At 37.3% G+C, this 23,200-nt stretch carries 19 protein-coding genes; all 19 read left to right on the forward strand.

Annotation, left to right across the window (positions count from 1 at the left end; genetic code table 11):
• Positions 1–80: 80 nt before the first annotated feature.
• The 19 genes from AC4GZ8_RS22085 (at position 81) to AC4GZ8_RS22175 (ending at position 23,199) form a co-directional block, all read left to right on the forward strand.
• Entirely contained in the window at positions 81–1,232 is a 1,152-nt protein-coding gene (locus AC4GZ8_RS22085; RefSeq protein WP_491084068.1) for a DUF2264 domain-containing protein, read from the forward strand.
• Between the two features lie 52 nt (positions 1,233–1,284).
• Complete coding sequence (locus tag AC4GZ8_RS22090; protein WP_491084069.1) at positions 1,285–2,463, forward strand: glycoside hydrolase family 88 protein; 1,179 nt, start codon at positions 1,285–1,287, stop codon at positions 2,461–2,463.
• 422 nt (positions 2,464–2,885) lie between these two features.
• Positions 2,886–3,668 (forward strand): IclR family transcriptional regulator, encoded by a 783-nt coding sequence (locus tag AC4GZ8_RS22095; RefSeq protein ID WP_491084070.1) that lies wholly within the window; start codon positions 2,886–2,888, stop codon positions 3,666–3,668.
• A 78-nt stretch (positions 3,669–3,746) separates the two neighbouring features.
• The gene (gucD, locus tag AC4GZ8_RS22100; RefSeq protein WP_491084071.1) at positions 3,747–5,213 is read left to right on the forward strand and encodes an alpha-ketoglutaric semialdehyde dehydrogenase GucD; all 1,467 of its coding nucleotides are present in this window, start codon (positions 3,747–3,749) and stop codon (positions 5,211–5,213) included.
• A 19-nt stretch (positions 5,214–5,232) separates the two neighbouring features.
• Positions 5,233–6,144 carry a dihydrodipicolinate synthase family protein gene (locus tag AC4GZ8_RS22105; RefSeq protein WP_491084072.1) on the forward strand — a complete coding sequence of 304 codons (912 nt, stop codon included), beginning with the start codon at positions 5,233–5,235 and terminating at the stop codon, positions 6,142–6,144.
• Complete coding sequence (locus AC4GZ8_RS22110; RefSeq protein ID WP_491084073.1) at positions 6,141–7,088, forward strand: U32 family peptidase; 948 nt, start codon at positions 6,141–6,143, stop codon at positions 7,086–7,088. The genes AC4GZ8_RS22105 and AC4GZ8_RS22110 overlap by 4 nt, the downstream gene beginning before the upstream one ends.
• Positions 7,089–7,245: 157 nt before the next feature.
• A complete protein-coding gene (locus AC4GZ8_RS22115) occupies positions 7,246–8,703 on the forward strand; it encodes a GntP family permease (RefSeq protein ID WP_491084074.1) in 1,458 nt (485 codons plus the stop codon).
• Between the two features lie 119 nt (positions 8,704–8,822).
• Positions 8,823–11,027, forward strand: coding sequence for a dihydroxy-acid dehydratase domain-containing protein (locus AC4GZ8_RS22120; protein WP_491084075.1), 2,205 nt, complete (start codon positions 8,823–8,825; stop codon positions 11,025–11,027).
• 79 nt (positions 11,028–11,106) lie between these two features.
• A complete protein-coding gene (locus AC4GZ8_RS22125; protein WP_491084076.1) occupies positions 11,107–12,060 on the forward strand; it encodes a fumarylacetoacetate hydrolase family protein in 954 nt (317 codons plus the stop codon).
• 320 nt (positions 12,061–12,380) lie between these two features.
• Complete coding sequence (locus AC4GZ8_RS22130; RefSeq protein ID WP_491084077.1) at positions 12,381–13,502, forward strand: 2-keto-3-deoxygluconate permease; 1,122 nt, start codon at positions 12,381–12,383, stop codon at positions 13,500–13,502.
• Between the two features lie 56 nt (positions 13,503–13,558).
• Positions 13,559–14,683: a UxaA family hydrolase gene (locus AC4GZ8_RS22135; protein WP_491084078.1), complete on the forward strand. Its 1,125-nt coding sequence runs from the start codon at positions 13,559–13,561 to the stop codon at positions 14,681–14,683.
• A gap of 114 nt (positions 14,684–14,797) precedes the next feature.
• On the forward strand, positions 14,798–15,112 hold the full coding sequence (locus tag AC4GZ8_RS22140; protein ID WP_491084079.1) for a UxaA family hydrolase: 315 nt from the start codon (positions 14,798–14,800) through the stop codon (positions 15,110–15,112).
• A gap of 77 nt (positions 15,113–15,189) precedes the next feature.
• Positions 15,190–16,347, forward strand: a complete 1,158-nt coding sequence (locus AC4GZ8_RS22145; RefSeq protein WP_491084080.1) for a UxaA family hydrolase — start codon at positions 15,190–15,192, stop codon at positions 16,345–16,347.
• Positions 16,348–16,717: 370 nt separating this feature from the next.
• Positions 16,718–16,807, forward strand: a complete 90-nt coding sequence (locus AC4GZ8_RS22150) for a hypothetical protein (RefSeq protein ID WP_491084120.1) — start codon at positions 16,718–16,720, stop codon at positions 16,805–16,807.
• A 272-nt stretch (positions 16,808–17,079) separates the two neighbouring features.
• A complete protein-coding gene (locus AC4GZ8_RS22155) occupies positions 17,080–17,784 on the forward strand; it encodes a response regulator transcription factor (RefSeq protein WP_491084081.1) in 705 nt (234 codons plus the stop codon).
• Complete coding sequence (locus AC4GZ8_RS22160) at positions 17,781–18,782, forward strand: sensor histidine kinase (protein WP_491084082.1); 1,002 nt, start codon at positions 17,781–17,783, stop codon at positions 18,780–18,782. Before AC4GZ8_RS22155 ends, AC4GZ8_RS22160 begins: the two co-directional genes overlap by 4 nt.
• 87 nt (positions 18,783–18,869) lie before the next feature.
• Complete coding sequence (locus AC4GZ8_RS22165; RefSeq protein ID WP_491084083.1) at positions 18,870–19,634, forward strand: ABC transporter ATP-binding protein; 765 nt, start codon at positions 18,870–18,872, stop codon at positions 19,632–19,634.
• Positions 19,609–21,471, forward strand: coding sequence for an ABC transporter permease (locus tag AC4GZ8_RS22170; protein WP_491084084.1), 1,863 nt, complete (start codon positions 19,609–19,611; stop codon positions 21,469–21,471). Before AC4GZ8_RS22165 ends, AC4GZ8_RS22170 begins: the two co-directional genes overlap by 26 nt.
• 561 nt (positions 21,472–22,032) lie before the next feature.
• Positions 22,033–23,199 (forward strand): hypothetical protein, encoded by a 1,167-nt coding sequence (locus AC4GZ8_RS22175; RefSeq protein ID WP_491084085.1) that lies wholly within the window; start codon positions 22,033–22,035, stop codon positions 23,197–23,199.
• Position 23,200: the final 1 nt, after the last annotated feature.

Genomic DNA, 23,200 nt, shown 5'->3' on the forward strand with positions numbered 1-23,200 from the left:
GGTAGGCGAGAGAAGGATGACTTTCGTTCCTCCTTTTCTCTTTCATATTTTCATAGTTTATATAGTAAGAGGGTGGATAAATGGCCGTGGTTAATAATGAAGAACGAGAATTTTGGCTTCATTCTATGTTAAAAATAGCAAGCCCAGTTCTCCTGAATTTGAAAGAGAGAACATTAAAAAAAGAAATGCCAGTCGAGATGAAGGAAGGCGCCAATCGCGAACAATTCTCTCATCTGGAAGCTTTGTCACGTTTGCTGGTAGGTATCGCTCCTTGGCTTGAAACGAAATGTGAAAATGGGGAAGAAGAAAAACTGCGAATACAATTTTGTAAGCTAGCCCGGGTGGCCATTGATTCAGGTACAGATCCAGATTCTCCGGATTATATGAATTTTTCTGATGATTTTCAGCCCATCGTTGATACCGCATTTTTAGCACATGCTTTTCTGAGAGCTCCAACTGAACTATGGGAGAAACTCGACGATAGAGTGAAAAACAATGTGATTGCTGCAATGAAAGCTACACGGACAAGAAAGCCTATTTTTTCGAACTGGCTATTGTTTTCTGCCATTATTGAGGCATTTTTATTTAAAGCGGGAGAAAAGGACTGGGATCCGATGCGGATTGATTATGCTATAAGGCAATTCGACCAATGGTATTTGGGAGATGGAGTCTATAGTGATGGACCTGAGTTTCATTATGATTATTACAATAGCTTTGTGATCCATCCAATGCTTATGGATTTAGTAGAAACGGTTGGTGAACAGTACAAAGAGTGGGTGGATAAGAAAGAATCGATCATTGAAAGATCGAGAAGATATGCGGTTATTCAAGAGCGAATGATTTCACCAGAAGGGACATTTCCGCCAGTTGGAAGATCCATTGCTTATCGTTTCGGTGTATTTCAAACATTGGCTCACCATGCACTCCGCAAAGACTTACCTAGTGAACTAGCACCTGCACAAGTTAGAAGTGCTCTGACTCAGGTGATAAAACGGATGCTTGAAGCTCCTGGTACATTTACCGATTCAGGATGGCTAACCATTGGTTTTTGTGGACATCAACCTGGGATTGGTGAAGGGTATATTTCTACAGGCAGCGTGTACTTGTGTGCGGCCGTATTTCTTCCTTTAGGATTGAGGAAATCAGATCCATTTTGGTGTAATCCGCCAATGGAATGGACATCAAAGCGAGCTTGGTCCGGTAAAGAGTTTCCAATTGACAAATGTTTGTAGGAGAATGCTTTCTGGCCGAAAAAATGTCATTTATTCTGGAAAGGGGATAAAAATGAATACGATTAACGTAGGAATTAAACACGATAAATTTAAGGTGAAAAGTAACTTAGATAAAAACTGGATAGATCACGAAATTCGATTTGTTTTAAAGAAAATTGATGAAAATTTAAACACATTTAAAGAAAAAGTACCACCTGCAGCATCGAAAAATTTAATGTACATTCCAGAGGGAAACACGGATTGGACAGCCAGCTTTTGGATTGGAATGCTTTATCTCGCATACGAATATACAAATGATGAAAAGTATCTTGAAGTCATAAACGCCCAGTTGGAAAGCTTTAAGCATCGATTGAAAGAAAATATTAAATTAGAAACTCATGATATTGGATTTTTATACTCGTTATCATGTGTAGCGGGATATCAAGTATTGGATGATCATACAGCTAGGGAAACTGCGATTAAAGCAGCGGATAAGTTAATCATTCGTTATCATGAAAAAGCGAAGATTCTGCAGGCATGGGGGGATTTATCAGATCCGGAACAGCGCGGAAGAATGATTATTGATTGCAATATGAACCTGCCGTTATTGTATTTTGTATCAAAAGAAACAGGTGATCGAAAGTATTATGATATTGCCCTAAATCATGCCGAACAAGCAGCTAAATATATTGTCAGAGAGGATTCGTCAACGTTCCATACCTATTATATGGATACAGAGACCGGTGAACCATTATATGGAAAAACTGCACAAGGATACTCGGATCAATCATGCTGGGCTCGAGGCCAGGCATGGGGAGTTTATGGTTTTGTTTTAAGCTATGTCCATACCGGTGATAAAAAATTCCTTGATATTGCTGAAAAATTAGCAATTTATTTCTTAAATCGTCTACCAGAAGATGATATCTGTTATTGGGATTTAGATTTTACAGAAGGAAATGAAGAACGCGACAGCTCAGCAGCTTCCATCATGGCATGTGGTTTACTAGAATTAAGCAAGCACTTGCCTGTTTCAAATGAATATAGAGAACAATATGAAAATGCAGCAGTAAAAATGATTAAATCACTTGCAGAAAACTATACGACTAAAAATGTTAATTCCAATGGTATTCTGTTACATGCTGTCTACTCTAAGCCGGGCGGGAATGGTGTAGATGAATGCTGTATATGGGGAGATTATTATTATTTTGAAGCTTTAATCCGTACGGCAATGAGCTGGAGAATGTACTGGTAAGCTAACTAGAGGACTGTGGACTTCATTTGGTAACAGCCATCTTACCAATGGTTATTTAAAAGGAAATTAAAAAGGGCATTATCCGCCAATTGATTTTACACAATTATCATTCACTCTTTACTAAGATAAACCTATTCACTCTTTTTTAACAAGCTATATGCCAAGAACACCTTGCAAATCCTTAATTCATTTGAAGAGAATCCCTCAAAGATTAATCATTGAGAGGGATTCTCTTCTTTTTTTAACTATATTGAAAGCGATCAAATTCAATTTAACTTACTTGAAATAAATAAAAATTCAAAATACATATTGAAATATCTGACTATTCAGTTACAATAAGGATATAAGTTTTAAATATAAAACTCAGTTTATTATACAAAACCGAATCAAGCAACCATCCAACATCAGAGGTGATAGCAGTTATGAAAGAAAAATACTGGGTTCCAGCTATAGAACGTGCGGATATGGTATTAAAAGAAATTAGCAAAAAGCCGCATCAACTTCGATTAATTGATTTATCAAAAATATTGGAGGTTAACAAAAGCTCTCTATTCTCTTTGTTAAATACTTTGGAACATTTAGGGTGGATCGTAAAGGATGGGGGAGATAAATATTCCTTAGGTCCTTCAATAGGGGCGTTTAGTTCAGCTTACCTTAGCCAGTTTAATCTTTTACAATCCTTTCATAAAGAAGCGGAATTGTCTGTTGCGAAGGTGAACGAACATATTCAATTAGGTGTCCTTCAAAAAGAAAACGTCGTTTATTTAGGAAAAGTAGAAGGTGATTCCGGTGTAAGGCTCGTCACAGATCCAGGTATGCAATTCCCGGCCTATGCTTCTTCAATTGGGAAGATCCAATTAATTCAGCATACAAAACAGGAGTTAGAAAGAATTTTCCCGCCGGGAGAATGGGAGAAAAAGACACCATATACGACCTCTAACCTTGATGAGCTAAACGAAAAAGTTCAACAAGCAAAACAAAATGGATATGCGATTGAAAATCAAGAAGCAGCCTTAGGCTTCCACTGTGTAGCAGCACCTATTTATAATCATGAAAACAAAATTATTGCTGGTGTAAGTTTTTCAATGACGACAAGCAGCTGGGAAGTTAAAAAAGAAGCAGCAACAAAGGAAATTATCCAACTGGCTCATCGATTATCTCAACTTGCAGGGTATACAGGTGAAAGGAAACAGATAGTGGAATAATGCAGCTGTCTGCTGCTTCCATTTTCAATTAAATTAAAGCGTATTCATTCTATTAATCTATGGGAGGAGTTATGAACGATGCAAACATTATCGAAAGAAATCACGTATAAAAACTTTATTAATAACAATTGGGTAGATTCTTCTTCACAAGAAACAGTAAAAAGTATAAGCCCGATGAATAAAGACCAAGTCGTCGGGCTTATCCAAAACTCTACTAGGGAAGATTTAGAGGAAGCTGTAAAAGCTGCTGATCATGCGAAAAAGCTATGGAGAAAACTGGGGCAGGCTCAAAGGGGTCAATACTTATATAAAGTGGCTGATATTCTAGAAAAAAACCTCGATGACATTGCCGAGACAATGACAAAAGAAATGGGAAAAACATTGCCGGAAGCAAAGGGAGAAACAGCAAGAGGTGTAGCCATTCTTCGGTATTATGCGGGGGAAGGCATGAGAAAAAATGGAGATGTGATTCCATCTTCAGATAAGGATGCATTAATGTTTACGAAGCGAACGCCACTTGGTGTTGTAGGGGTGATCACTCCTTGGAACTTCCCTGTTGCGATTCCAATTTGGAAAATTGCTCCTGCGCTTGTTTATGGAAATACCGTTGTCTTTAAGCCGGCAACTGAAGCAGCTGTCACAGCAGCGAAAGTCATTGACTGCTTTGCTCAAGCCGATTTACCAGAAGGTGTGCTGAATTTTATCACCGGCTCTGGTTCAGTTATCGGTCAAGGTTTAATTGATCATCCATTATTAAATGCCATCACTTTTACAGGATCTGAAACAGTTGGTCAAATTGTAGCAAAATCTGCTTCCGCTCGCGGGATTAAATATCAATTGGAAATGGGCGGAAAAAATCCAATCATTATCACAAAGGATGCCGATTTAAATGCTGCAGTTGAAGCAGTGATCAGTGGCGGTTTTCGTTCAACAGGTCAAAAATGTACAGCTTCAAGCAGGGTAATTGTTGAACATGAAGTGTACGAAGCGTTTAAAGAAAAACTCGTTCAAGAAACTAAAAAAATTAAAGTTGGAAATGGATTAGAGGATGGCGTCTGGATGGGCCCATGTGCAAGTGAAAGCCAGTTTCATACAGTAAAAAACTATATTGAAATTGGAAAAAAAGAAGGAGCGCAACTTATTACTGGTGGAGAAGTTTTAACAGGCGCGGAATTTGAAAAAGGTTTTTATATGACACCTGCGATTTTTGAACATGTTACACCAGATATGACCATTGCTCAAGAAGAAATCTTTGGTCCGGTTATTGCTCTTATGAAAGCCGATAGCTTGGAAGAAGCGATTGAACTAGCAAACAATACAAAATACGGCCTAAGTGCATCGATTTTTACAACAAATATTGGTTCTTTACTAGAATTCATTGATGATATTGAAGCAGGTCTTGTTCGTATTAATGCTGAAAGTGCCGGCGTCGAACTGCAAGCACCATTTGGCGGAATGAAATGCTCCAGTACCGGATCCCGAGAACAAGGGGAAGCGGCACAGGAATTTTATACTTCCATTAAAACAGTTTTTATCAAAGGCTGATTGAAAGGGAGAGAAGTTGATGACATTTTACGGAATTATCCCGCCAGTTGTCACTCTATTTGATGAAGCAGGAAATCTGGATTTAGCGTTAAACCGGAAATATGTAAATAAACTGCTCAATCATCATGTCCATGGCATTTTATTATTGGGCAGTTCAGGTGAATTTTCCTCTTTAACAATCGAGGAACGAAAACTGTATGTAAGTGATATGATCAAGACGATAAACAAACGTGTTCCAGTTCTAGTCGGAATCGGTCATACGTCACTACAAGAGGTACTTGAATTATCCCGTCATGCCGAAGAGCAAGGGGCTGATGGTGTATTGGTTGTGAATCCCTATTACTGGAAGCTTTCTGAGGAACAACTCTATCACTTTTTCTCCCGTGTAGCAACGAATACAAAGCTGCCGGTAATGCTGTATAACATTCCATCGTTAACTGGACAGTCACTGTCAGTGGAGTTAGTCAAAAAACTGGCTGCAAATCACACCAATATTTGTGGAATAAAAGAAACAATCAGTGATTTTGGTCATATTCGAGAAATGATTACAGAACTTAGCAAAGTACGCGAAGACTTTAAGGTATTTTCAGCCTTTGACGAACACTTGCTGCCTGCCTTAATGATTGGTTCTGCAGGTAGTATTAATGGCAGTGCTGTTTTTGCTCCGGAAATGTCGGTTGCTTTGTATGAAAACTATAAACATAATCATCTGGCAGAAGCAGAAAAGAACCATCAAATTCTATCAAAGCTAATGGATGTTTATACGATATGTCCAACCTTTTTTACGACAATGAAAGAAGCCGTCCATCAAAGATGGTTAACCGAAAAGGCAGGACATCGAGCACCATATGATGTATACCCGCCAGATCTTTCAGAAAAAGTATCGTCGCTTTTAAAAATTTTAACAAAGGAAGAGGGAATAAAATCATGAAGGAATCACGTGAATTATTGGAAAAATTGGGCTACCCATCTGCAGACTTAACAGAACTGCCTACATCTACAAAAAGATTTCCAGATGGTGCTCAATATCGTATTGAATTGCCTAGTACAGAGGGGCCGGCTGCTTTAAGAGAAACCTTAAAAGAAATTGATCGCTATGGATTAACGATTCATCGTATATCTCAAGGAAGCGGTATTATGCTTCTTACGGATGATGAAATTAAAGAGATGTGTGAGCTTACGGCAGAACGCGGAATGGAACTTAGCTTATTTGTCGGGCCACGTGGAACATGGGATATTAGTGCAGGTCCTTTGACAAGCGGCGGTAAAACACAAGGGTTGCGACATGAGGGAGTCGATCAACTTGTCTATGCAATGGAAGATTTAAAAAGAGGAGCAAGACTTGGATTAAGAGGTGCATTGGTTGCTGATGAAGGATTGCTTATGTTAACAAAAGAAATGAAAAAGAATGGTCAGCTTCCGGAAGATTTTGTCGTGAAGGTTTCTGTCCAAATGGGTTCCGCTAACCCTGTATCGATCAAGTTAATGCAAGATTTAGGCGCAGACACTTACAATGTGCCAACAGCCTTAACATTGCCAAAGCTAGCAGCGATTCGTCAAGCAACAGATATACCAATTGATTTATATGTTGAAGTGCCAGATAACTTTGGAGGATTCCTGCGTTACTATGAAATACCTGAAATCATTCGTGTTTTAGCCCCAGTTTATATCAAATTTGGCCTGCGTAATCACCCTGATGTGTATCCTTCTGGGAAGCAGTGGGAAGCAACAAATATTTCACTCGTGCAAGAACGTGTACATAGAGCTTCACTAGGTGTACAAATGATCGAGCGGTATTATCCTGAAGCAAAAACATCTAAATTAGGTGCTGAAGGACTTGGTATACCTAAACTCAACAATATTGTTCCGAATTAATTCGTGAAAATACTAGATAACGAGAATCAAAGGCGACAAAAATTAAACATTGCTCCGTGAACTAGAGGGGAGGTTGTTAATCCTCCCTAAAGTAAGCGTTTACTTTGATGGGTGAAAAATCCTTAGAAATGTACTTTACTTCAAAGGGGTAGATGATATGGGTACAGCTAGTTTCGTATTGGTATTGTGTGTAAGTTTATTACTGTTAATTTTTATGATTTTAAAATTAAAAGTCCATCCAGTATTGGCCATGTTCGTGGTTGCGGCGGGAATGGGAGTAGGGTTTGGTAATACGTTATTAGAAACGATGGGGCTAATTAATGAAGGATTTGGTTCAACGTTAACCGGTATAGGGTTAACGATCATTCTTGGTTCTATATTGGCAATGGGGATTCAAGATATTAGGGCAACTGATTCAGTCGCTCATTTCTTTAACAGATTATTTCGAGGAAAGAATATGGAACTAGCCCCTGCATTAACTGGTTTTTTTGTTTCAATTCCAGTTTTTTCAGATGTCACAATGATTCTACTTGCACCAATAGCATCCAAGATTGCCCATTTGAAACGAATTTCGATGTCAACTATGACAGCGTTTACAGGATTAGGCTTAGTTCTTACCCACGGATTAGTACCACCAACTCCAGGTATTTTGGCTACAGCTATTACCCTGAAAGCTGATCTAGGATTTGTGATCTTTTGGGGGCTGGTTGTTTCCTTAGTTGCATTTTTTGGTACGTGGTTATTATTGCGGAAATGGACAGAAAAGGAATTTATTTTACCGCTCAGTAAATTTTTAGGAGGAGAGGAAACACATAGTCAAAATCCGGAGGTTGCTGCATCTGCAGAGCCTATTGCCGATTCACCGCTGAATAATGAAGCGGGTCAAGGTCTGCCTCCTTTTTATTTGGCTTTTCTTCCTATATTACTACCTGTCCTATTTATTGCGTCGTCTTCTTTTGCCAATATTATTCTTGAAGAAGATTCGTGGTTACAACCATTTTTTGCAACTTTAGGTGATAAAACCATTGCTTTATCTGCCGGGGTACTTGTCGTGTTGGTTTTAGCATTTATGTATAAACAGAATGTCTATGAATCTGCAATGAAAGAAAGTGGTAATGAAGTTAATCGAGATACACCTTTTATGTATATCTTAGTTGAAACATGGGTGACTCGCGCGCTACTCGTTGCCATTCTGCCGTTGTTAATTACTGCGATGAGCGGTGCGATGGGAAATATTATTAAAACGAATGAAACAGTAGAAGCACTAGCAATTAGTATTGCGAATACAAAAGTTTTGCCTATTTTACTTCCATATTTCATCGCTTTTGCCATTATGTCTGCAGCAGGGTCGATGACAATGGCTGCCCTTACTACAGCAGCTATTGTTGTACCAATGATGCCAATTTTGGGTTTATCTCCAGTAGCTGTTACTTTAGCAATTGGTGCAGGAACGCTTGCGTTGAGTCACTTAAATAATAGCGGTTTCTGGATCTTAATTAAATTTTTTAACTTAACGACAAAACAAGGCTTTAAGTATATTACAATCCCAACCTTAGTAGCATCAATCATTGCGATTATAACGATTATTATGATTAATAGTCTTGGTCTAATTTAAATAAAGGCTGTGCAAGGCTCGATGTTGATTATGATGCATTTGTTTAAAGCGGACCGCCAGTGGCGGAAATCACACCTAGTTGCTCACTAAAAATTTAAAGCTTATAGGAGGTTCTTCAAATGGCTATAAAATTCCCAAAAATAAAAAATTCAATCAATTCTTATAAAGATAATGTACAAGGAAAAGCAAATGAACCGATCACAGTTGCTGGGTTATTAGATCGATCAAAACAAATTTTAGGAATGGATTATATCGGTTCCACTCCTGACTGGACATTAGAGGAGATTTATAATCGATTAGAAGAAAATGCTCCACGGATTGCCATTATCGGCGGTTCTTCAGATCATCCGGCACATATCATGGATTTTAAAACGTCAGCTCATGCTGCAATCAGGATTTGGCAAAACGGAGGTGTACCATTCTATTTTTCTACACCTGTTTTATGCGATGGTACGGCCCAAAATAATATGGGAATGAGCTATTCCTTACAAAGCCGGAATGCAGTCGCCCAAATGATTGTCAATCAAATGGAAGCGCATAGCTACCATGGTGCCTTTATTATTCAGGGGTGTGATAAACAGCCTCTAGGGGTCGTTAGTGCAATGGTTCATTTAGACCGGCTTCGTCAGGACAGAGGGGAGGCACCGGTTTTTGCAACGTTTGCTCCTGCCCATGTCTTACAGGGAGGGACGATTCCTGAGGATCTGTTTACAGAGTTAAATCAGGTAGCAGCAAAAGCAGAAAATCAAGGGGCTTCCGATATTGCAGATGATTTAAGAGATGCCATGGATTATATATTACAATGCTCATCGAATACTGCGTTCCAGGGAGTATTAAAACGAGCTCAAGAACGTGGTCTCATTACAGAATCACAACATAAAGACTATGAAAGAAGATTGGCAGTTGCAACATGTGATGGCAGCGGAGGAGTATGTGCATTTAATGGGACAGGAAACAGCTCAAGACATCTTGTTGCAGGGCTGGGATTAGTTCATCCAACTCTAGAGCTTTTAACAAGTGCTCCTAACCAATTACAAATAAATGAGGCGATTGATAGTTTAGCTACTATGATAAATAATCCTGTTTTTAGTGCTTCTAATATTATGGCTACTAACATCCGTAATGCTATTCGTATTCATAGTGCATCTGGGGGATCTACTAATTTGATGATGCATATTGTCGCGGCCATGTTATACGGTGGTTATAAATTTAGTTTATGGGATTTAGATGAAATTCATCATTCTCACCCAATTCCAGACTTGTTTAACTATAGCTTAACAGAAGGTCGAGATATTTTCTCATTAGCTACGCAATGCTGCAGCGGGGATAGCAGGGGAATGGAAACGTTATTCTATGAATTAATTCAAAATGGCGTTCCAATGGATGTAGATGCTCCGACAGTAACGGGAACAAGCTGGAGTGAACGTTTAACAAAAACAGAAAATCTCCCAGCGTCAAATGTAAAAGAAAATCCAGTGATTCTATCTAAGCCAAGACGACCGTTTAGTGGTGTCGATGTTCTAACAGGCAATTTCTTCGAAAGTGCTATCGTAAAAATTAGCGGGATGGCAACACCACAATTGGATCAATTTGATAAAAAGGCAGCATTTGTCCTTTATTATGAAAATGAAGATGAGGCCAATCAAGGTTTATTAGACACTCAACTTTTACCTAAATTAAGGGAAAGTAGATCTTTTGGTCATGAAAATTTGTTAGGTCTCTTAAAAGTAAATGCCCCTGACCAATATGATCAATTAAAAGCATATGACTATGATTCTCTATTTGATAAGTTAGTAGAAAAAAGCATCTTAAAAATTGCGGTCATCGTTTCAGGCCAAGGACCAGAAGCCTTTGGAATGCCCGAAATGTTTACACCAATGCAACATATTAATGCGAATCGAAAGCTGCAACGAATTGCTGCATTAATTAGCGACGGCAGATATTCAGGTGTCTCATATGGAGCTGCAATTGGTCACATGACTCCTGAAGCGATAAATGGGGGCGGGATTGGATATCTTCAAACAGGAGATGTATTATATTTGGATCTAAGAGGAAGAGAAATTAACTTTCTCGATCAAAACTCTCTCCAAAATGGGGCGATCCGGTTTGAATTCAGTCATATTAAAGAAGAAAGAAAAGCATTAGCAAATGAAAGATTATCATTGCTGAAAAAACGTCAGCGAAAAGTAGCCGCAAGTAATCGTTTAGTTGATCACACGGATGCAGCATATGGAGTGGTTTCTACGATCATTGCTGAAGAAGCGGAACTTGATTATAAAACAGATATTGTAAAATATGAACAAAAACAGGTGAGTGAAAAGTAAGAGTTTATAAAAGCAAATGGAGGGTGTACGAAAAAAGTTCCCCTCCATCTAGAAAATTATAAAATAGGAGATGATTTCAATGAACCTTTCATCTTTTTTATATGAATCTAAAAAGTACATTGGTGTTTTACAAGGAGATCAAATGATCAATTTAACGTTACTAAACGATCTCTATAAAAAACAACATTTAGTAGATTCCACGATTCCTGCTAATTTAGAACAGTTTATTGAAAATCATGAAACACTCATTCCTTATGCAGAAAAACTTCTTGAGTATTTTGATGAAAATCGTTTAGAGATTCAAGGTGTCACATGTTCCTTATCAGAGGTAGATATTTTGGCACCTCTTACAAAACCTGAAAAAATTATTTGTGTAGGCTTAAATTATCTTGATCACTGTAAAGAAACAGGGATGGAACCCCCAGCAGCTCCAGTGATTTTTTCAAAATACGCGAATGCCATTATTGGCCACAAAGAAGATATTGAGTGCCCTGTCAATTCCAATCAAGTTGATTTTGAAGCAGAATTGGTAGTTGTCATTGGAAAAGAAGCAAAAAGGATTTCCGAGGAAGACGCTGAGGGTCATGTCTTTGGTTATACCATTATGAATGATGTTAGTGCTAGAGACATTCAATTTGCGGATGGTCAGTGGGTTCGGGGAAAATCACCTGACACGTTTGCTCCAATTGGACCAGTGATTGTCACAAAGGATCAAATAGAAGACCCGCATCAATTAGATATTTCTCTCACTCTAAACGGAGAAATCATGCAACAGTCCAATACCAAAAATTTAATTCACAGAATTCCAGCCATCATTTCGTATCTATCGCAATCAATGACATTAAAACCAGGCGATATCATTGCAACAGGTACACCTCCTGGAGTTGGAATGGGAAGAGATCCAAAAGTATGGTTGAACGAAGGGGATGAACTTTCGATCACGATTGAACACATTGGAACTCTTACAAACTTTGTTAAAAAAACGGCTGCTTCAGAAAAAAATTCCAGCAAGGAAAGTCTACTCTCAAATTAATTTCAATATGATTCTACTAAGATATAATAATTGTTTAAAGAGGCGAAGCAAATTTACTCAGATATTCTACTAAGCCTCTTTATTCTTATAAATAAAAGTTATGGCACCAAAAATTTCATTATAAAGGTTAAACGCTGGTGGCTATTTTTGTCCTTAACAATATACATGGTTTGTAAATTTGAAAGCGTTTACTAATGAATAGAGCAATCGGTTAGTTAATGAGCCGCCAGAACGAGAAATGATGAAAACAAAGGAAGATTCATCAATGATATTTCTTTCATTAAATGCACTTCAAAACATTCAAATTGGAGAGTGAAAGTATGAAGATAAAGAAATCAATCGATAAAGTTCCTGGTGGTCTCATGGTTGTACCTCTTCTCGCAGGTGCTCTATTAAATACGATAGATCAGCTTCATATCCCCTTTATTATGGATTTTTTAAAGATGCTCGGAGTTGCTCCCAATGAAGAAGGAAATTATGAATTTATGAAAATAGGAGGCTTTAGCCAGGCTTTATTTAAGGATGGAGCGTTAACATTATGTGCCTTATTCCTATTTTGTGCAGGAAGTCAAATGAATCTCCGTATCGGAGGAAAAGCGCTAAAAAAAGGAGTTATTTTAACCTCCTCAAAGTATTTAGCAGGAATAACAGTTGGCTTTATTTGGGGATTTCTATCAGATCCAGTGAATGGATTCCTGGGCTTATCAACAATGGCGATTATCGCAGCCATGACGAATGGGAACGGTGGAATGTACGCTGCTTTAACAGGACAATATGGAAATCGTTCAGATGTAGGGGCCACAGCCGTTCTTTCCATAAATGACGGACCATTTTTTACCTTGATGGCACTTGGAATGATGGGGGCAAACTTTCCACTAATTGCATTTATAGCCGTCCTTCTGCCAATTCTTATTGGGATGATACTAGGAAATCTTGATGGAGAAATACGCAACTTTTTATCTGCTGGTGAAACACTAGTTATTCCTTTTTTCGCCTTTGCGTTAGGGGCAGGAATGAACCTGTCAAATTTCTTTAATCCGAAAGTAGTCGGTGCCGGAATTGTTCTTGCGTTAATGACGGTTATTTTCTCAGGAGGATTAATGGCACTTGCCTTTAAACTATTTCGTGAGAAAAGCATTATTGCACCTTGGGCTGAAGCCTCAACTGCAGGAAATGCAGTGGCTACGCCAGCTGCTATTGCCTCAGCAGCAACTGTAGCAAGCGGAACAGGCTTAATGACGGCAGCAGATGCCCAAGTCTATCAAAATATTGCCAGCATAGCGACAGCTCAAATCTCAATTGCATCCATCTCTACTGCCTTACTGGTTCCAATTGCTGTGATATTAGCAGATAAATATCAAAAGAAGAAGGGGATTGATGGAAAGATTGAGTATTATAAACAAGAAAATATGATTTCTGAAAAACATATCAATCTCAAGTAACGAAACAATTTTCAAAAAATAATAGATTCAATTAATAATGAAAGGCAGGGTAAAATATGAATTATTCTTTTGAAGGATATCGAAGAAGTGATGGATCCGTTGGCATAAGAAATTATATTGGTGTTGTGTCTTCTGTTGTGTGCTCAAGTGTTGTGACAAAAGAAATTTCAGAAAAGGTGCCTGGCGCGATTCCCATCGTCCACACAAACGGCTGCGCTCAGCTTGGAGACGATTTTAAAGTAACAAAAAATATGCTAGTTGGTGTTTCATCAAATCCTAATCTTTATTCAGCACTGCTTGTAGGTTTAGGCTGTGAAACAAATCAAATTAGCGGGTTACTGGAAAGCATACCTGAGACAAAGCCAATTAAAGGAATTGGTATCCAACAATTATCTGGTGGAGATAACACGATAAAAAAAGGAGTCCAAATCGCTGAAGAATGGTCAAATGATATTGCTGAGATGAAAAGAGAGCGCTTTCCTATTTCGTCGCTAAACGTCGGGATTTTATCCATCGATATTGATGAAGAAACATTGCAAACAGTTGCACCAGTAATAGAAGGCGTTGTAGACCTTTTAATTGATCATGATGCAACTGTTATGATGGGCCTTTCTCAAACATTGGAGCCTGCAGGGGAGTTACTTTCAGAACGAGCACCTGGAGAAGAGGTAAAAACGAAATTAAAAAAGATTGGTAATGGCTTACACCGAAAACGCTGGAAAAAAGTAACGAAAGATCCTGTTCCTGTTCGTGATTTCTCAAGTGAAGAAAAAGCTTTAGCTATCCTTGAATCAAGACTTACAGGGACAAAACAAATCAAGAGTTTGCTTACTTATAATGAAATGCCTGAAGAAAAGGCCCTGCATTTGATAGCGGTTCCAAGTAATATTGTCGAAGCTTTATCTACGATGGCCTCCAGCGGTTGCAATATTGTGATGGTTGTTAGCAGCAGAGGTATTTTAACAGGATCTATTGCTTTACCAAGCATGACGATTACACCAAAAAATACATCTAACTTTTTTGATGAACTTACTGACTACACAGTTACAGAGGAATCTGCCTCCATTCAAGTGCAGAAAGTAGTAGAGTCACTTCTGGCTATTTGCTCTGGGAAGCAAACAAGTATAGAAAAAATGGAACTTGGTGAATTCTCGATCCCCCATGTAGGAACGACATTTTAATAGGGGGAAATGTTATAAATATTGTTTATTTTGAAGCACTTTGTTGATTGCAGGAGAAGACGAACACCTGCAGGGGAAATCAACAACTACGTAATTAGTGGAAGGGGAAGTGTAATGAAGCAATCATATAATGCGATTAAAATAGATAAAAAAGATAATGTGGCAGTGGCACTAAAGAAAATAGAAGCAGGTGAATGGCTTTCTATTCAGGGAGAAAATGAGGAAATCAAAGTAAAGAAGGAGATTCCGTTTGGTCATAAAATCGCGACTGCTTTTATCCCGAAAGACGGAAAAATTATCAAGTACGGCGAATGCATGGGAATGTCAACTGAAGACATTCAACCTGGTGATCATGTCCATGTTTTCAATGTCAGAGGTCTAAAAGAAGAAGAACGTTTAACCTCTCTTAAGGAACATCATCACAATTAATAGGCAGATATAAAAACAATTAGATAAAAGTTTAATAGTCAGAAGACCACATAACATTTGCAAAGGAAGGTAATAGGATGAAAACATTCCAAGGATATCGGAGAGCCAATGGAAGCATCGGTGTAAGAAACCATGTCATTGTCATCAATACGATTGGCGAACTAGCAGGTTTTACGAAAAAACTAGCACAGCTTGTCCCAGGTGTTGTTCCTGTCGTGCAACAAGGCGGGCGAGCACAGTATCCGGAGGATCTTACACAAACAGTTCGTACACTTAAAGGAACTGCTGGACATCCGAATGTAAGCGCGGCTTTATTAATAGGGATGGGGCAAGATGATCCGGCAGACGAAATTGTGCAAGTTCTAAAAAAAGAAGGTCACCATGTTCAAGCGATTCAATTCAATAAGGATCAGTCAGTAACAGAGGTTCTAAATGAAGGGAAACTGTGGTTGGAAGAAGCCGTTAAGCGAAGTAAAAATGAAAAGACGGAAATAACAGATGTATCTGAATTAATTATCGGTCTCGAGTGTGGCGGATCAGATGCCTGGTCGGGAGTTACCGCAAATCCAGCAATTGGGGTTTGTTCAGATGCGATTGTACATGATGGAGGGACTAGTATATTAGCAGAAACGACTGAAGCAATAGGGGCTGAACATATTTTAGCTAATCGTGCGGTTAGTCCTGAAGTTGGAGAGAACTTTCTTAAGATTGTAAAAGATTATGAAGAAAGAATAAAGGAGACTGGTGAGGATATAAGATCTGCTAATCCTACACCAGGAAATATGGCTGGCGGCTTAACAACATTAGAGGAAAAATCATTAGGGTGTATTAAAAAAGGCGGAAATTCAACTTTAATGGAAGTTGTCAACTATGCTTCAGCACCAACAAAAAAAGGGTTTATCTTTATGGACACACCTGGCTATGATGTTGAATCTGTAGCAGGGCTAGCCGCAGGTGGAGCACAGATTGTTTTATTCTCTACAGGAAAAGGTTCTCCAACAGGATCACCGATTGTTCCTGTCATAAAAATTGGAACAAACCCGAGAGTATATGAAATCATGTCAGAACATATTGATGTAAATGCCGGAAAAATCATCGAAGGAACAAATACGATTGAGGAGATAGGAAAAGAAATCTACGAAAAAATACTTAGTACAGCAAACGGCTCCTTAACAGCGGCCGAAAAACATAAAAATCAAGAGTTTGCCATTTGGAGATTAGCAGAGACCATTTAATAGGGGATTTGTCTATATTTAAGGCAAACTTATAAAAAGAAGGGATGGTATATTCCTTCTTTTTTTGTGTCTTTAGGCAATAAGTCCAGAACTGAGAATGCATAAAGAAAAAAATTAGCTGTTCTTAAATGGCATCCATTGTTATCCCTTGTATTGAATGGAAATTTATCTTAATTAGTACTAAGCTATACTTAACTTATCAAAAAAATTTGGAGTAAGAAAACTTGAAAAGAAAAGGTCCAAAAAAGGAAAAGAGATAAAAAATGAGGTGTTTTTAAAATGTAGTTTCGGTTCCGCATTGGAGAGGTAGCCAAACTATTTAACTATTTAGATCTCTACCTCGACACTTCGATACTATGATGAAATCGGGATTCTCCAACCTAAATATACAGATCATGACAGCCTATATCGTTACTATAGGTTTGACCAATTAGTTGTACTCGACACAACATCTACCTGAAGAAAAATGGATTTTCGATTAAAGACTTATTAATAAAGATTGGTCCTTTTATATCAACTGTGTCGTTTACCTAACAATAATGTAAGCATCCTCTTTCTAACTATAATGATAATTAATAGAAAAAGAACTACTTTTACTCGTAAATTAATCAACACAGATATATTTTCAGCAACAAAACCGCTCCAAATAGAAATGAAAATGGTAAAAGACTATACTTTTGTAGCCACTTCCATTCTATGCCATAATAAACCAAGAACCAAGGAGTGAATCACATGCAAAAAATTATGATTGTTGAAGATGATCCTAAAATTGCAGATCATTTAAAAAAACATATTGAAAAATACGGATATGAAGTAACGATTGTGACTGATTTTGATCATGTCATGGATGAATTTTATAAAAGTAAGCCCCAGCTTGTTCTTTTGGATATTAATTTGCCGAGTTTTGATGGGTATTATTGGTGCAGGCAAATTCGGAAGGAATCGGTGTGTCCGGTTATCTTTATTTCAGCGCGGATTGGTGAAATGGATCAGGTGATGGCCCTGGAAAATGGTGGGGATGATTATATCACAAAGCCGTTTAGCGCTGAAATTGTGATGGCCAAAATTCGCAGTCAACTCCGCCGTGCTTACGGGGAATATGCATCTAGGGTCGAAGAGAGGGTCTTAGAAAACAACGGACTAAAACTTTATCCGGAAAGGCTAGAGCTAACTTTTGAGACAAAAACTGTTTCTTTATCGAAAAAGGAATCCGATATTATCGAAAGCCTGATGGAACGATATCCACGTGTAGCCGGTCGTGAAGATTTACTTGAGAAACTCTGGGATGATCAAACCTATATAGATGAAAACACTCTTAATGTGAATATTACAAGAGTGAGGAAAAAGCTGCAGGAACTAGGTCTGGAAGGTGTGGTGGAAACCGTTAGAGGTGCAGGCTACCGTTTACATATTTCGTGGAAGGAGAGAGAGGGATGAAATTGTTTTTTAGGGAGCATTCCTTATTAATAGTTGTACAGACTATTCAACTGGTCGTCATCCTTTTGATCTTCTGGTTTGATGGGTATCGTGATATCAAGCTGTTTTTTTATGCTGCTTTTCTCAGCTTTTTCATACTTGCCGTTTATCTTATTTATCATTATATGAGTCATCGCAGGTTTTATCAGCGACTTGCAACCCCGCTTGAATCCATGGACGACTCTTTTCGGAAAACAGATCAAACCCCAATGTCGATTGCTTTTGATAATGTGTTACGTGAACAATACAAGCTTTACCAGAATCAACTAGAGTTTATTGAAAAGCAACAGGAAGAGCATCGAAAGTTTATGGATCAATGGGTCCATCAAATGAAAACTCCATTATCGGTTATTGAACTAACAGCTCAAAATTTGGATGAACCTGACTCATCCAATATTCGTGAAGAGACCGATCGTATGAAGACTGGATTAAATACTGTTCTCTACATGGCACGATTTAAGACGATCGAACAGGATTTTCATATTAAACCAGTTGGATTATCAAAAGTCATACAGGAAGTAAACGGTGAAAATAAACGATTTTATATACGAAACCAAGTCTACCCAAAGCAAGTAGCCAAAAGGGAAGGAATCACTGTTGAAACCGATGAAAAGTGGCTGTTTTTTATCCTATCTCAGCTTATCAACAATGCCGTTAAGTATTCTGCCGGGAAAAGTAACAATATTGTTCTTTCAATTTATGAAATAGGCAAGGAAGCTGTCCTTGAAGTAAAGGACTTTGGGATTGGGATTCCAGATCAAGATAAGCGACGCATCTTTCAGCCATTTTTCACTGGGGAAAATGGCCGGAAATATAGAGAGTCAACGGGAATGGGGTTGTACTTAGTTAAAGAGACATTAGATCATCTAGGTCATCGTTTGGAAATGGATTCAGAAGAGGGAGTTGGGACTACATTTCGAATTATTTTCTCAGAAACACAAAACCTTACAGCCTTGTAAGGAAAGTGAAAGAAGAATCGATAGTTAAGGAAGGAAACGGCACGATATACTAATCACAGATCAGATATCGTGAAAGGAGATCTTGTGATGTTAGAAGTAAAAAAGGTAAGTAAAATTTATGACGGAAAAATTGCATACAAAGCATTAAGCGATATTCATTTATCTATTGAAAAAGGTGAATTTGTTGGAATCATGGGTCCATCTGGCAGTGGAAAAACAACCCTGCTTAATATGATTGCAACAATTGATGAACCAACAACAGGTGAAATCTTAATTAATGGGAATAACCCACATCTACTGAAAAAAGAAGACCTAGCGAAATTCCGCAGACGTGAGCTTGGCTTTGTTTTCCAGGACTTTAATTTACTTCACACGTTAACCGTTGAAGAAAATATTGTTCTCCCTTTAACACTTGATGGGAAAAGTGTGAAAGAGATGAAACAAAAGGCTAATGAAATAGCTGAGAAATTAGGTATTTCACAAATTATGAAAAAGCGCACATATGAAATCTCTGGTGGACAGGCACAGAGAGCGGCGGTAGCAAGGGCGATGATCCATGTACCAAAGCTTTTACTTGCTGATGAACCAACGGGAAATCTAGATTCAAAATCATCGAAGGATGTAATGGAGATGCTAGAATCGATTAATCAGTCGGAGCGCACAACGATGCTGCTTGTTACACATGACCCACAGGCGGCAAGCTATTGCAATCGGGTGATTTTCATTCGTGACGGAAAATTTTATTCTGAAATTCATCGCGGTCAAAATCGTCAAACCTTTTTCCAAAAGATCATTGATACACTTTCGTTACTGGGAGGGGATGGAAATGACCTTTCGCAGATTCGCGTTTAATAATGTTTTCCGCAATAAACGATTATATGCTGCCTATTTTCTAAGTAGTATGTTTACCGTGATGGTCTTTTTTACGTTTGCTATTTTTGCTTTCCATCCAACATTGAGTGGAAATGATATGAATTCTTATGTGAAAATTGGAATGTACATCGCTGCAGGTATCATCTATGTCTTTTCTTTTTTCTTTATTTTGTATTCGATGAGTTCATTTTTAAATACGCGTAAAAAAGAGTTTGGTTTACTAATGATGCAAGGTATGTCGGTAAGACAAATCCGTCTTATGGTGTTTCTAGAGAATATGGTCATCGGTTTTTTTGCAACGATAAGCGGGATTTTATTTGGGTTAGTCTTTGCGAAATTCATATTACTGATTGCTGAAAATGTACTTGTCATTGAAGAAGGTCTGAACTTTTACTTTCCAATGATGGCCATTCTTTCAACGTTTGTATCTTTTATTATTTTATTTTTCTTTATATCCTTGTTTGTCTCATATATTCTGCGTAGCAGAAAATTGATTGATTTAATTAAAGGAAATAAGAAATCTAAAGGTGAACCGAAAGCTAATATCTTTCTAACGATTGTTGCTTGTTTTTTGTTAGGAGTTGGTTATGTTGTTGCTTTACTAGTCGAGGGGATGACTGTAGTAGCAGCTATGCTGCCTGTGATTATCGTGGTCATTATTGGGACTTATTTGCTATTTACCCAATTGAGTGTGTATATCATCCGTAAATTTAAAAACAAAGACACCGTCTTCTGGCAGAGAACGAACATGATTTTATTATCCGATCTTTCTTTTCGTATGAAAGATAATGCACGAACTTTTTTCCTGGTCGCAATTGTTTCAACAGTTGCCTTTAGTGCGATCGGTTCGCTTTATGGCTTTCAAAGCATTCTTACTTCCACATTGGAAAATACAAATCCTACGACTTTTTCCTATCGAGCAGTAGAAGATAATGAAGAACAAGATGTTTCTTTTATCAACAAAACCATCAATCAAGAACACATGAAGGCGGATCATGAGCAAACAATGCTTCGGTACTATGAAGTAGGAGAAGATACGAATCTCATTACGAGTGAATCCGAGTTTAACCGTTTTGCTGCCCTGATTGGGGAAGATACAATTAATGTGGAAAAAAGTGAGATAATGGTTGTGGAATTTACAGATTCAACATTTGGACAAACAGATGAGTTATTAAAGCAATCGATCAAACTGAATTCCGGTGAAATCTTAAAGCCGGAGGAAGTGATTTATTCACGAGCACTTCCTGATACAGACTCTTACTATGTTGTGTCAGACGAAGCCTATAAAGAATTGCCATCTCAAGTAAGGGAAGAGAGCTATCATGCCTGGCAGGTAACGAAAGGTGAAAATAACATATTAGAAGCTTCTAAAAAGTTAGTAGAAGCCCTGCAACCTTATGAATTCGCTGCTGTCGATTATGAAGTCTACCAAATTAATAAAAGTTTCGGACTTATTATGTTTGTTGGACTCTTTATCGGGATTGTCTTTTTCGTTTCAGCCGGAAGCTTTCTTTATTTCCGTCTTTACGCTGACTTAGACGAAGACAAACAAAAATTCAAAGCAATCTCAAAAATTGGCTTAACAGAAAAAGAATTAAAACATGTGCTGACTAAACAAACGGCGATCCTTTTCTTCGCACCAATTGTCGTAGCACTGATTCATGGAGCAGTAGCTCTTACAGCATTATCTCACATGTTTTATTTTAACCTAGTGAAACAGTCTGTAACGGTTCTATGTGTATTTTTAGCGATTCAGATTGTGTACTTTTTCATTGTTCGCTTTTTCTATATGAAGCAGGTTAGGAGTGTGCTTTGAGTAGGTTGAAAGAGGGAGAGGTACGTCAGACAATAATATCATTATCAATAAAATAAGAGTATTTCTTTAATCCTTAAAAACACTAACATCTATTATTGTTAGTGTTTTTATTTTATAGAAAATTTTTTATTAATTTTTTGACTAATTTCATGTATTAGTATTTTCTGATTTTTAAGTTGAATTGGGAACTATTTGAATGTCAGTTCTTCAATATATAACACAAGATGTTACATTTTATAAATATAAAAGAAAGAGAAACTTAAAATCTAACAAAGATAGAGCGTTTCCATAAATTTTCATGTTATATAATATAACAACTATTTTGATTATTCACATTATTCAAACGATAATTATTTTATAAAGAATTAAAGACATATTAAAGACACGATTTGAAAGAGGTGATCTTTATAAGGTTGAAAATAGCAGTGATTGGACCGGAACCATTAGTAACCGACATTTGTCAGATAGCATCTGAATTCAATGATGTTGAGATCAAAAAATTAATTTATAAAACAGTCGAACAATCTGCCTCATTAGTAGAAAATCACGAAGATACTATAGATGTTTTTATTTTTGCTGGACCCTCACCATTTATCCAAAGAAAATCTGCCTTTGGACAGTTTATCCTACTATATACCTTTTAAAGGCTCAGATATTTATAGGACACTAGGAAAGATTTATGAAATTTATCATGACTACCCTATTATTAGTTTCGATGTTGTTGATGCGCATTTTCTGGATGAAATCTATGAAGAAATTGGTATTTCGAATGTACCTTATTATTTGAAATCAAATAATACAGCTATTTTGGATAGTAATGCTTTAGTTGATTATCACCTGAATTTATTAAAAGAAGAGAAAGTACAGGTCATTGCAACAACCTTAAATTCGGTTTATCAGAGTTTAAGGGATTTGAATGCTTCAGCTTTTTTAATCAAACATACAAAATCGGTCATTCGAGACACTTTAGAAAAAGCGATCCTAAAAGGAAAGAAACAAAAAAGAGAGGAAGCTTTAATAACAGTATTGCAATTTCAAATGACCACCAACAAGCATGAAGAGTGCACTAAGCTCCAACATGAATGTGATCTGATTAAAGAAAGAATTTTAGAATATGGAAAACATTTATTTTCTAGTACGAATATAACTGATAACAATTTGATTACTCTTTATACAACTCGCGGATTATTTGACAAAATCACGAATGGAAGAAAAGATTTTAGTTTTTTGAAAGAGTTAAACGAACTTTTTTCGGTGCAGATAAATCTTGGGGTTGGAATTGGAAACACTGCAGATAGTGCATCTTATAATGCGAAAAAAGCTTTGGATTTTTCAATCCAAAATATGACAGGAAGTTGCTATTTAATAGATGAACAAAAAAGGATTTTTGGACCACTCGGAACAATCCAATCGATTAATTATAATCTTTTAAATAGTAATGAAGAAAATCAAAGTTCATTAACTTTTCGGAAATTTTATGCATGGTTGTCTATGATGAAAAAAAATGAAGTAACAACAAGAGAAATAAGCATTGGAATGAATACGAGTGAAAGACATGCATCACGAATCTTAAAAAGTTTATGTGAAAAAAACATAGCCAATATTATTGGAAAAGAATCGATTAACCAAAAAGGAAGACCGCGTCTTATCTATGAGATAAATTTAAAAGATTTTGCAAGATATGTGAACGAAAAAGAAAAGGATAAAACAAATTCTTCACTATATTAAA

It is taken from the genome of Metabacillus sp. RB-C-LZQ-3-1 (genome assembly GCF_058315175.1).